Source organism: Bizionia sp., from assembly GCF_048259285.1.
Taxonomy (GTDB): Bacteria; Bacteroidota; Bacteroidia; order Flavobacteriales; family Flavobacteriaceae; genus Algorimicrobium; species Algorimicrobium hallyeonense.
In genome coordinates this window covers 55,090-68,949 of the sequence record NZ_JBLXHU010000011.1, presented here as the reverse complement: position 1 = coordinate 68,949, position 13,860 = coordinate 55,090, and the positions used below count along the sequence as shown (strand labels likewise).

The window sequence follows — 13,860 nt, the reverse complement described above, 5'->3', positions numbered from 1 at the left end:
TTTTTGTAATGTGTTTTTTTGTTCTAACCATAAGTCAGAACATAATGGCACAGATAGCTATAGGTGTTCCAAATATTGGATTTACCCAAGCTTGTGCAAATGAATCTTTTAATACGTTTAATGTTACCTTTAGTTTTTCTCCAGAAGCAGGATTAAATCCGTCTAATCAATTTATAATTGAGCTATCTGATGCAACTGGTAGTTTTGCTAGTGCCACAACTGTGGCTACTTCAACAGCAGGAGCCATTACAACTTCACCCGCAACTTTAAGCTTTGGTTTGCCAACTATTACAACAGGTGAATCATATAGGTTGCGCGTTAAAAGTACTGCACCGGCTGCTACAAGCTCTGGATCATCAACATTTGCCGCCTATTACAAAATTCAAGACACACCGTTTTCAATCAATAATTTAATTCCAATAGCAACTTATTGCGCTGGAGGAAGTTATGTTTTAACAATAGATAACCCTGGAACTGGAATAAACGATTCCCCATTAAATTATCCATCACTAACCTATAAATGGTACAGAACAACAGGTCCTTCAACTTCCGTTTTTGTGGCAGATGGTGAAACTTTAACCGTTAGTTCACCGGGAACATATTTTGTGGAAACTAATTATGGGACATGTACTTCAGATTCCTATTCTAATCGCGTAACAGTTTCAGAATCTACATCGGGCTCAACAATGGCGGTTATTTCCAGTTTAGGAAATCCGTTTTGCCCAAGTGGCGGACCAACCACTTTAACTACAACTGAAGGGAATGGTTACCAGTGGTTTTTAGATGGCGAAGTTATTTCTGGAGCAACTAATCAAACTTTTGAAACGACATCGTCTGGAACGTATTCTGTAAGTATTGATTTAGGGAGCTGTACAACAACTGCATTTATTGATTTAGAAAGTGACGGCTTTACAAGTAGTATTAATGTGGACGAGATAAACGTGATGGATGCTAATGATACATTATATGTAGAAGTTACAAGCTCTGCTAATAGTCCAGAATATCAGTGGTTTTTAAATAATACCCTTATTCCTGGTGCCAATGGAAACACCTATGATGCATCAGAATATGGTGATTACAAAGTTGTTATTAGCCAAACAACAGGTTGTCTAGTTTCCAATGAATTTTCATTTGTAATTGAAGCACCTATAGATCCATTCCCTAGTGTTGAAAAAATTCCAAATGTTATAAGTCCCAACGGCGATGGCATCAACGATACATGGATTATTCCAAACGAATATGTAAGTGGAACAAATACCGAAGTAATCATATTGGATTCCTACGGAAAGGTTTCTCTAAAAACCACCGATTATCAAAATAATTGGCCAGAAAACGAAATTAACTTTAATAGTGTAAACCCTGTTTATTACTACGTGATTACCACAACAGATAATAAAACAAAAAAAGGTTCAATAACCATTATAAAATAAATGAGAGCATTTTTACTAATAATAGCTTTAACCGTGTGTTCAACACAACTTTCTTTCTCTCAAGAGGACGGTGTTGTGTCGTTAGCTATTCCTGTAAGAAGTTCCTTAAAGTTTAATAGATATTTAACCAATCCAACCTTTAGTTTTGTAAGAGAACAAAACACGTATATCAATATAACCAATAAAAGAGAGTGGATTCAATTTGAAGATGCACCCGTAACGTATTTAGTAAATTATTCAGGACGTTATAGTGAAAACATGGGAGTAGGTGTTGGTTTATTTCAACAAAATCATGGTGTATTAACAACCTTTGGAGGTATTGTTAACTTGGCCTATAATGCCCAGCTTCAAACAGATAGTAATTTAACTTTTGGATTGAATCTTGGTTTTTATACCAGTAGTATAAACGAAGGAAGCGTTGTTTTAAACGAACCAGACCCTTCATTAGATAATATTTCTAAAAATTCAATTTTTACCGTCAGTCCCGGAATTAATTACGGATTGGTATTTTTTGATCTAGGTGTGTCTGTAAATAACTTAGTACAATATAATTTAAAATCTTCCGAATTACTAAAAGAAGATCCACAACGTAGCATTCAGGCGCATGTTATGTATACAGGTTATATGTATAGTCGCGGTTTCTTTGATGAAAGTAAATTTTCAGCTTTAGTTAAATCCGAATTTAAAACAGATCAAACTATTTTCTCAGGTGTTGCTATGTTAATGGTTCCAAAAGGGATATGGGCGCAGCTGGGCTATAATACCGTTTATGGCGTAATGGGAGGTGTTGGTATGAATATTACGGAACAAATTTCAATAGAATATAATTACGAAAAGGCTATGGGCGATTTATCAACCTTTGGTTCATCCCATGAATTTACCTTGGCTTATAAATTTAATACGAGAAATCGATTTAAATATAGTGGTGACGATAGAGAACAAGCACTCCTTATTAAAAAACAGAAAAAACGTACGCTTGCTTCGGCTAGTAGTACATCCAAATTAGATGCTGATGCTAAAGCGGAACGAGCAGAACAAAAAGCATTGGAATTAGAAGAAAAAAGATTAGCTATAGAAGCTAGAGCTCTTGCACGTGAAGAAGCTAAAGAAGAAGCTAGAATAGAACGCGAAGCGAAAGCTGCGGCTTTGGCAGAATCTCAAGTCGAAGACGAAAACCAAACGCAAGCAGCCGAAGCAACGGCTCAAGCACAAGCGGCCGAGGAAGCAAGATTAGCAGCCGAAGCAGCAGCCCAAGCACAAGCAGCCGAGGAAGCAAGATTAGCAGCAGAAGCAACGGCTCAAGCCCAAGCAGCAGAAGAAGCAAGATTAGCGGCCGAAGCAGCAGCCCAAGCACAAGCAGCAGAAGAAGCAAGATTAGCAGCCGAAGCAACGGCTCAAGCACAAGCAGCAGAAGAAGCAAGATTAGCAGCTGAAGCAACCGCTCAAGCGCAAGCAGCAGAAGAAGTAAGATTAGCAGCCGAAGCAGCGGCTCAAGCGCAAGCAGCAGAAGAAGCAAGATTAGCGGCCGAAGCAGCAGCCCAAGCACAAGCAGCAGAAGAAGCAAGATTAGCAGCCGAAGCAACGGCTCAAGCACAAGCAGCAGAAGAAGCAAGATTAGCGGCCGAAGCAGCAGCCGAAGCACAAGCAGCCGAGGAAGCAAGATTAGCAGCCGAAGCAGCAGCCCAAGCACAAGCAGCCGAGGAAGCAAGATTAGCAGCCGAAGCAACGGCTCAAGCACAAGCAGCCGAGGAAGCAAGATTAGCAGCTGAAGCAGCAGCTCAAGCACAAGCAGCGCAATCACGGGTCATAGAAACGGATGTTGCTATAACTCAAAAAGATGATTTAGCTAAATCCATGTACGCAATTACCGAGTCAACAAAAGACTCTGAAAAAGAACAAGAAATTTTATTAGTGCGATTAAACGAAGTTGTTATTTCTAAAAATAAGGATCTGAAAGATCTTAAAGAAGAAAATGATTTAAGTGAACAAGGAATTTATATGGAACCTAAACCATTTAAGAGTATTTCAGCGGAAAACAGAGCAATGGAAGCTATAAAATCGGATTTAGATATTATAATAAATAAGCGTAACGAAGATATTAAGAATTTAGAAAATCTATATATACAACGCATCCAAAAAGGTTCAAATAAAAATGATGAAACCACTAAATATTATTTAGAAACTATTCGTGGTTTAAAAGCGGATCAAGCAGAAGCTGAACGAACCAGAGCTAGTTTAGTGTCAACATTAGAATCTATAAAATTAGCAACAGAAATTGAAAGAAAACGTCGAATTAAACGTGCGCTATACGATAATGAAAAGGATAGGTATAATAAAGATATGGCGACGCTTGAAAGAATTAAAAACAGCACCCCATTAAGTACGGTTCCTTTAACGGCAGAAGATTTTGATTCTGGTGAGAAGCAGAGCAGTAATGTGCAAATTTTAAAAGGTGTTCAGAATGTTGATAACGGTTACTATATGATAGTTGCCGTGCATAAAAATGTTAGTGAACGAGATGCTTTTTTAGAAAAAGCTATCGCTGCCGGACAATCAAACATTAATTTCTTTTTTGATGTAAATTCGAGTAAGTACTTTATTTACTATCAAAAATTTGATTATGTAGAAGAGGCTATGAGAGCCCTAGAAACTAAAGGAAATAAACCCTATAACCAAGAAATGTCTGTAGTTAAGATAGAAGATTAAAAATAGAGTGCCCCATTTGCTCTTTTTAATGCCCCTTAAAAAGATTGAATGTTTATATAAACAAAGATATCATGAAAAAACCTACTTTTTTTAAGATTAGCATTGTTGTAATCATACTTTTTATGAGTTTACAATCAATTGCTCAAAACTTCGTGCCCTTCACACCAAGATTTAACAGTGACTTAAAAGGCGATATTCGTCTCATTGGAAATAATATCTTAGGGCCAAGCAATAATCCATTTAACAATACATCTGTATACAACCATAATGTTGATATGCGCTATATTGATATTGATGGAGATCCATCCACTTTTAACTCTACGAGTGCCGATTTAGAAATACCAAACCCAAACTGCTATAGAATTGTCCATGCAGGTTTATATTGGGGAGCTGTTACTAATGGAAGCGACCCAATAACCAATGTCAAGTTTAAAGGACCCACTGGCGGTTATAATGATGTGGTAGGTACGGTTATTTATGAAGCCAACGGTGTTGAAACCGGAAATAGTTTTCCATATTCCTGTTATGCAGATGTTACTTCAATCGTTACTGGTTTGGCTAACGATTTAGGTACTTATACCGTAGGGAACGTGTCAACATTACAAGGAGAAACCTCTAATTTTAATCCTTATAATGGAACTGGTTTATCCGCAGGGTGGTCGCTATTTATCGTTTTTGAAGATCCAACCTTGCCAGGAAAATCAATCACCAGTTTTGATGGTTTTAGTTCAATTAATAGTTCTGTTAATGTGGATATTCCAGTATCAGGATTCCGAACCGTTCCGGCACCAGTTCCTGTAAGAGCAAACTTTGCTTTTGCGGCGCTAGAAGGGGATAGCCCTATTCAGAATGACAGATTAATTCTTAATGGTGTTACGATGTCTGCGGTAGATAGACCAGCAAATAACTTTTTTAATTCCACTGTAACTCAATTGAGTGCCTTACCTGTTAATAACAGAGTCCCTAACAGTGCAAATACTTTAGGTTTTGATACAGGTATTATGGTAATTCCTAACCCAGGAAACACCGTCATTGGTAATGGAGATACAACTGCTACTATTAGGTTAGAAAGTAATCAAGATCAGTATTTTGCTTACTTCTGTGCTTTTGCTGTCGAAATTATTGAACCAAGAATCGTATTAACCAAAATAGTAGAAGATGATTTTGGAGTCGATATTGGTGGTCAAACAGTGGGTTTAGGAACTTCATTAAATTATGTAATTGGTTTTAATAATACAGGAAATGATGATGCCGACAACTTAACCATAAGAGACGTGCTTCCTGTTAATGTTATTTTTAACTATCCGGCAGATCTAGGTGTTTTACCACCGGGCGTTACCGTACAAAGTTATAATCCAGCAACAAGAGAGCTTATTTTTAGCGTTGATAATTCTATTGTAGAGCAAGGAGATCCTGTTACTGAAATTAGAATCCATGTACAAGTAGTAGAAAGTTGTGATAGTTTAGCAGATGCCTGCTCGAACATTATAAACAATCAAGCCTTTGCTACCTACGGAGGTATTGAAAATCCGAATTTTATTATTTCAGACGATCCAAGTTTAAACACTAATACAGGTTGTTTAATTATACCGCAAGCAACGAACTTTTTAGCAGATTTGGACTGTGAATTTATAGAAAATGTCATTTTATGTGGAGACACAGTTGAACTAACAGCTGGAAATGGCTATGATTCCTATTCTTGGTCCACCAGTCCAACAGGCACACCGGTAATTGGAACAACGCAATCCATAACCGTGGCTGCAACAGGTACTTATTACGTTTATAATACAGCTATAGCACCCTGTCAATCCATTACCCAAACGTTTGTGGTTACTAATTATGGAGGTACAACTTTAACAAACCCAGTTATTCCGTTTGCCGATGAAGTTGTAACCTGTCCAAATGACGGAAAATTATTACCAAATATATTTTTGTGTGGCGCTAATGATTTCACTTTAATTGAAACCCAAATTACAGATGCATCTTCAATAATATGGGAACAATTAGATGAGGGGAGCTGTACGCCAGTTGTCAACGCAGATTGTGCAAATGAAGATGGGGCTTGTACTTGGAATCAAGTAGGAACTGGTTCAAATTTTAATGCGAATACTTCTGGGCAATTTCGATTAACGATTAATTATGAAGGTGGTTGTTTTAATCAGTTTTATTTTAATGTGTATCAAAATGTTTTAAACCCAACCGTAACGAGTAATGATATTATCTGTACAACGCCGGGACAAATAACCATTGGAGGTGTACCAAATGGTTACGAATATAGCATTGATGGCGTTACATACCAAGCAAGTAATGTTTTCCCTATTACTGTGGCGGGAACTTATACGATTTTCATCCGACAGATAGGCGCTTCAACAAATCCATGTGTTTTTACAGTTCCAGATGTTCAAATTAGAGCGCGTGATTTCACTGTGTCTTTAACAGTAGCACAACCACTTTGCTATGGGGATAGAGGTAGTATTACGCTGGCAGCCAATGATGTACGACCACAATATTTCTTTTCAATTTATGACGGTGGAACATTGGTAAATAGTGTTGGTCCAATAACAGAGAATAATTACACATTTTCCAACTTAAATCCAGGAATCTATACAACTCTTGTTGAAACTGATGATGGGTGTACACATACCGAAGATGTTGAAATCATTGAACCACCTTTATTAACAGCAACGTCAGCGCTTACAAGTCCATTAACTTGTACAGATGGAGAAATTACCGTTTATGCCAATGGCGGCACACCACCTTATTTTTACTTTGTAAATAGTGGAACGGTTTTCCAAACGGTTCCTGAAGTTGTGGTTACAGCTCCAGGCGTTTATAATATTACCGTTATAGATTCTAATAACTGTGAAGCTACTACGTCTATAACCGTGGAAGCTACTTTAGCACCAGAATTCACGGTAAATCAAACTAATATTGCGTGTGAAGGAGCAGGAAATGGTTCCATAACTGTAAATGTTACCAATCCAAACGGAAACAGCTTATTATATAGTATTGACGGTGGCGTTACCTTCGTGAGTTCTAATGTATTTACAGGACTTCCTGCAGGAGATTATGATGTGGTTGTTCAATATACTACTGGACCAGATGTTTGTGTTACAGATCCGCAAACGATAACGATTACAGAAAGCGACCCAATTACAGGAACCCTTACGTTAACGACGCCATACACCTGTACTACAAATGGTGAAATTACGGTTACAGGAGTTTCAGGTGGAACATTGCCTTATACGTATAGCATTGATGGTGTTACATTCCAAGCAGGAAATACCTTTTCTGGTTTATCAAATGGCACATACACAATTACTGTTCAAGATGGTAGCGGGTGTGCAGTAATTGTGGGTAGTATTACTATTGACCCGTTAAATCCTCCAACGGATTTAACATTTGATAATACGGCATTGAGTTGTCCATTAAATACGTCAACAATAACCATTACAGGAACTACTGGCGGTGTTGGAAATTTAGAATATCAAATTATTGCACCAGCAACAGAAGCAACACCTTATCAATCGTCCAATGTATTTGCTGATTTAGCGCCGGGAACTTATACGTTCCAAGTTAGTGATGAAAATGATTGTACGTATACCGAATCCTATACAATTAACCCGTTACCAGCATTATCTGTTATAGGTCAAAACATCAGTAATGTGACATGTTTTGGTGATTCAGACGGTTCTATTCAATTTACAGTATCGGGTTCAACAACATTCACCTATACCATAAATGGAGGCGCTTCAACAGCAGGAACATTTCCAATAGTTTTAAATGGTCTTTCTGCGGATACGTATACAATTGTTGTAACCGACACGACAACTAATTGTGAAGCTACAGAAACATTAACTATAGATGGCCCAACTACTGCTCTAAATATTTCAACAACTGTTAGCCCAATTACCTGTAACGGAAATGGACAAGTAGTCATAAATGCAACAGGAGGTTGGGGCGGAAATTCCTATAGTTTAACCTTTCCAGATGGAACTGTCCTTCCAGCACAAGCGAGTAATACCTTTACAAATCTATTACAAACAGGAACGTATACAGCAACTGTAATAGATACACAAGGTTGTACAGTAACAACGACTTTCGATTTACTGGTTCCAACAAGTCCAACAGCTACTATTAATGTAACTTCAGATTATTGTTTTGATGCAACTAATGCAGCAACTTTAGAGGTAATTGCATCTGGTGGTCAGCCACCTTATGAATATAGTATCAATGGTGCTCCATTTACTTCAAATAATACGTTTAATAATTTAGTTCCAGGAACATATACCATTATAGTAAGAGATGCCTATGGTTGTACTTTTACAATGCCTGCTGAAACTATTGCAGCTCAATTAACCGTGAGTACAATAGTAACTAAAGATTTGGATTGTACAACATCTCCAGACGCTCTTATTACAGGAACAATAACTGGCGGGTATCCACCATTTACATATGAGGTATCTGTTAATGGAGGTGCATTTACAGCGTTAGGCGCAACAGGCTCTCCATTTACGTATGCTACTGCAAATGATGGAACCTACCAATTTCAAATAACGGATGCCCAAGGATGTACAGCACTTTCAACGGTTAATACCATTGATGTACTTACGTTACCTGAAATTGTTTCAGTAACAGAAACACAACCTATTTTATGTCATGGTGATGAAAACGCTGCTATTGATGTTGTAATTAACACAACCGTTGGCGAGCCTGTATTTGTAATTAATGTGTATAATACAACTACTGGTTTTGATTATGGCACACAAACTTCAGGTTTAGCTGCAGGATCATATACCATTACCTTAACCGATAACAATTCCTGTACAGACACGGAAACCATAATTATTGCTGAACCATCACCAATCAATGTAGTACATTATGCAGTTCCTATTACGTGTAGCCCAAGTGGTGTGTCTCAAGGATCAGTTATTGTGGACGGGGTAAGTGGCGGTACACCGCCATATAATTATTTTGTAACAGGAACTAATGGTTACAATAATTCGGAATTTAACAATGCGGGAACAACTTCCATAAGCTTTGATGTGGTTGATTTTGGATTATATCAAATTAATGTGGTTGATGCTAATGGTTGTTCAGTGTTAGTTCAAGATGTGCTTGTGGCGTCACCACCAGACGATTTAGATATTAATATAACAGCAACAGCCGACTGTCTTTTAGGAGGCGAAGCCGTTGTTACCATTGGCACGACTTTAATTAGTCCTGGACCTTTCTACTTTAGTCTTTACCCAGCAACAGGTACAGCACCAGGTGGTTCATGGGTTCCAGAGTTAACACCAGGTTCTGCTACGTTTGACAATTTATTACCAGGTGTAACATATACCTTTATTGTTTATGACTCATCAACTGGCTGTAGTTATTATGAAACAGCTACAAGTCCAATTCCTACAAATTCAACGCTAACGGCTACGGCGGTTACGGCAAATAACATTACCTGTACAGGTAGTGCGGACGGCAATGTGTCATTTACAATTAACAGTACCTATGGTGCTGCTACCAATGTAACTTATGAAATTTTCGATTCGTTATCATTGGTAACAACAGGAATTAGTGGGACAGGAACAGTGCCAGGAAATGGTTCTTTACCCGTTGCTAATTTAGGACCATTACCTTTTGGAAATTACTTTGTTTTAATAAGTGAAACATCAGGGCCAAATACAGGTTGTAGTGTGGTTACCGTGCCTTTTAATATTACGGAGTCTGCTTTTGAATTAAGTGTAACAGCAACTGTTGATCAGAATGCAAATTGTAATCTTAATTCTGGAGTTATAAGCGCTATTGCAACGGATGGAACACCGCCATATATGTATCAAATTACTACAACGGCAACTGCACCTTTGGCAACCGACCCATCTTGGGCTTCAACTAGCACGTTTAATATGGATGCTAATAGTTATTATGTACATGCTATGGATGCTTATGGATGTATTAGAACCACACCTGTTTTAGTATTACCTATGGATCCTTCACCAGTAGTTTCTGCAACTGTAAGTAACCAATGTAATACTGCTGAAGGGACTTTTGAAATAGATGTTGCATTATCAACTGTAGGAATGCCACCTTATACATTTAGTGTAAATGGAGGTGCATTTCAATCGCAAACTGTACCATTCACAATCCAAAATTTAAACTCCGGTAGTCATACTATTGAAGTACGAGATGTTAATGGTTGTGGAAATACAGTGACTGTAAATATTGAAGCACCTTTAGGAATTTCTCCAACAGTAACCGGAATTACAACATGTTCGGATGATGATGGCGAAATTACCGTAACAGCGCAAGGTGGAACTGGAACCTATTCTTATAGTATTAGCCCAAATCCTGCAACAATTAGTTTAACTGGAAATGTATTCTCCGGTGTACCATCAGGAACGTATATAGTAACCATTACAGACGCAACCACAGGTTGTACAGAAGATGCGAGCATTACTTTAGATGCTGCAACACCTGTTAGTTTTACTACCACTGTTACAGATGTAATTTGTAATGGTAGCAATGAAGGCGTGATTACGGTTCTTTTAGATGCAGGAAACGATAACCCTATTTACACCTATGAAATAATAGCACCAATAGTTGTGGCGCCTCAAAGCTCAAATGTTTTTACAGGGTTACCGGCGGGAACATACACCGTGCAAGTAAATTCTGGTAGAGGTTGTTCTGCAACTGCCAATGTTATTATTGATGAACCAACCTTACTAACGGTTTCTGGAACGGCAACCGATTTTGCATGTGCTGCTGATGGTTCAGTAAACACCTCCGTTTTAACAATTTCGGAAGTAGGAGGAACACCTTCTTATACCTATAGTATTGATGGTGTAAATTACTTTGCTTCTAATGTGTTCGATATTATAGATACAGGAAGTGCCCAAACAATTACCATATATGTAAAAGATGGTAACGGGTGTATTGCAACAAATACAGTTACTATTTTACCATTGCCAACTTTAACAGCAGCAACAGTTGCTGAAGCAACACCAATAGATTGTAATAACACAGGTTCTATAGTCATTACGGTAACTGGAGGCTCCGGAAATTTTGAATATCAAATGTTACCAGATGGAACGCCTCAAGCTTCAAACATCTTCAATATTACATTGCCTGGTGAGTATTTTTTCCTTGTAACCGATTTAGATACAGGATGTACTATAGCCACAGCAGCTTATACTGTTTCACCATTCGATACGGTTGATGCAACTGCAACAGCTACCACAGCCGTAACTTGTTTTGGAGATAATAATGGTGCCATTGAAATTAATGTAACTGGTTACACCGGAACATATAATTATGAAGTTTTTGACAATACAGGAACTTCAGTACTTGGACCAATTGCCTCTAATACTACAACGAACCCACAAGCTATAACCGGTTTATTAGCGGGTAATTATACCGTTGAAGTTACCGAAACGGCAAGTCCGTTTTGTTCAACCACTACCAATGTGGTAACGGTTACATCACCAACGGAAGCGTTAACAATTGTTGCTTTAGAAACGTCTAACGTAACCTGTACTAATGATTTAGGAACCATTACCGCTACAGCAACAGGTGGTTGGGGAACTTATCAATATGAGTTAACGGGTGCGGCAACCGTTGCATATTCATCAAACAATACGTTTGAGAATCTATCAGCAGGAACGTACACCGTAAATGTAATGGATGCTGGAGGGTGTATTGCTTCAGATACAGTAACGCTAAATATTCCTGCACCAATTGATGCAACGGTTATACCTAGCACAACCTTATTATCATGTTTTGATGATGCAAATGCTACTATTACAGTAACCACAACAACAGGTGGACAAGGAAGCAATTACTCGTATACATTAAATATGCTTTCACCTACTAGTAGTTCTTCAGGACCACAAACCTCTCCTGTATTTGGAGGATTAGGCGTTGGAACGTATCAAGTTATAGTAACGGATGGTTACGGTTGTAGTTTTACATCGCCTAATATTACAATTACGCAGCCAACACCAATTCAAGCTAGCTTGGTGAAAACCACGTCACAAACCTGTTTAACGGAAGCAACACTTACGTTAAGTGCTTCTGGTGGAACAGGACCTTATACGTATAGTGCTAATAGTTCGTTTACACCAGTTTTAGGATCTTTTGCAACATCAACAACTTTTACAGTTCCAGTTGGAGTTTATGAATACTATGTACAAGATGCTAATGGTTGTATTGCTATTGTTTCTAATGAAATAACAATTGATCCATTACCGGATTTAACACTTAATTTATCATTAACCAATGCCGTTATTAATTGTGCTGGAGATGGAACAGGCGTTATTGTTGCAACTGCTGAAGGTGGATTAGGAAATTATGTATATACATTATTAGATACATTAGGAAATCCGATACCTGCTACTCAAGCTAGTCCAGGTATTTTTACGGAGCTTTTTGCAGGTACTTATATTGTTCAAGTGGTTAGTGGTGACTGTTTAACAACTTCAAACCCTATAAATATAACGGAACCTACTGCACCTCTAATAGCACCTTTTACGGTTACAGATGTTTCGTGTTTTGGTGCAAATGATGGCTCTGTAGTTATTAATGCTTCAGGCGGAACAGGAATCATTAAATACGCCATTTCACCGCAATTAAATCAGTTTTTCGATAGTGGTGTTTTTGAAGATTTAGAACCAGGAACGTATGATGTTATTGTACAAGATGAATTAGGATGTTACTTAACTCTTAATTTCACTATCGTTGAACCAGCTCCTGTATTTATAACGTTCGATTCATTAACCATTATTGAAGAAATTTGTGAAGGTGATTTGGATGGTGAGTTTAGTATTGAAATTTCAGGAGGAACACCGCCTTATTCAGTAAGCCTTGATGATTATAATGGTCCTTATACCGTAGGAACTAGTGGTCAAACAATATTTGATTTTACAGGTGTCGCTGGTGGAAACCATACAGTTTATGTGCGGGATAGTTCTGGTTGCGATTCGGAAATGTTGATACCTTTCCCTGAATCTGCACGAATAAATCCTACGGTTGAAATTGAATATGCATGTGTAAATAATGCGTCAGGCAATATTGTTACCGTTATAGTAGATGAAAGTATTACGGATTTAGCGGATGTGGACTTCTCATTAAACGGAGGACCATTTCAAGCTAGTAATGTATTTATTGATGTACCACCAGGAATTGGACATACTATAGATGTACAGCATACTAATAGCTGTATTCAAACAACGGATCCTTTTGATATAACTGCCTTTGATCCGTTAACACTTGTTTTAACTGATGGTGTTATTAATGAAATTATAGCAACAGCAACTGGAGGTTCGGGAGATTATGTTTATACATTAAATGGTGTTGACTATGGAAATACGAACGTGTTTTATATATCCGAATCTGGAACATATACCGTAACCGTAACCGATAGTAGTGGTTGCGTGGCTATTGCAACTAGATATTTTGAGTATGTAGATGTTTGTATCCCTAATTACTTTACACCAAATGGTGATGGTACTATGGATGAATGGGGACCAGGATGTTCAATCCATTATCCAAATCTTGATTTTGATGTTTTTGATCGCTATGGCCGAAAAATTGTCACGTTAAGAATAGGGCAAAAATGGGATGGTAAATACAATGGTAAAGAACTTCCTACCGGAGATTATTGGTACGTGGTTAGGCTAAATGATGAGAATGATGATAGAGACTTCGTGGGACACTTTACACTTTACCGATAAAC

Annotated in this window: 3 protein-coding genes; all 3 read left to right on the top strand. The window is 37.9% G+C overall.

What is annotated here, in order from left to right:
- Positions 1–44 precede the first annotated feature (44 nt).
- The 3 genes from ACN0QX_RS07515 to ACN0QX_RS07505 all read left to right on the top strand — a co-directional run bounded on the left by ACN0QX_RS07515 (position 45) and on the right by ACN0QX_RS07505 (position 13,858).
- Entirely contained in the window at positions 45–1,430 is a 1,386-nt protein-coding gene (locus tag ACN0QX_RS07515; RefSeq protein WP_417196088.1) for a gliding motility-associated C-terminal domain-containing protein, read from the top strand.
- A complete protein-coding gene (locus ACN0QX_RS07510; protein WP_417196086.1) occupies positions 1,431–4,136 on the top strand; it encodes a PorP/SprF family type IX secretion system membrane protein in 2,706 nt (901 codons plus the stop codon). It abuts the gene before it with no gap.
- Positions 4,137–4,258: 122 nt separating this feature from the next.
- A complete protein-coding gene (locus ACN0QX_RS07505) occupies positions 4,259–13,858 on the top strand; it encodes a T9SS type B sorting domain-containing protein (protein ID WP_417196084.1) in 9,600 nt (3,199 codons plus the stop codon).
- Positions 13,859–13,860 lie beyond the last annotated feature (2 nt).

What these genes read in the sequence shown, in the direction of transcription:
- ACN0QX_RS07505 (WP_417196084.1), top strand. Translation starts at nt 4,259, where the DNA reads ATGAGTTTACAATCAATTGCTCAAAACTTCGTGCCCTTCACACCAAGA.
- ACN0QX_RS07510 (WP_417196086.1), top strand. Translation starts at nt 1,431, where the DNA reads ATGAGAGCATTTTTACTAATAATAGCTTTAACCGTGTGTTCAACACAA.
- ACN0QX_RS07515 (WP_417196088.1), top strand. Translation starts at nt 45, where the DNA reads ATGGCACAGATAGCTATAGGTGTTCCAAATATTGGATTTACCCAAGCT.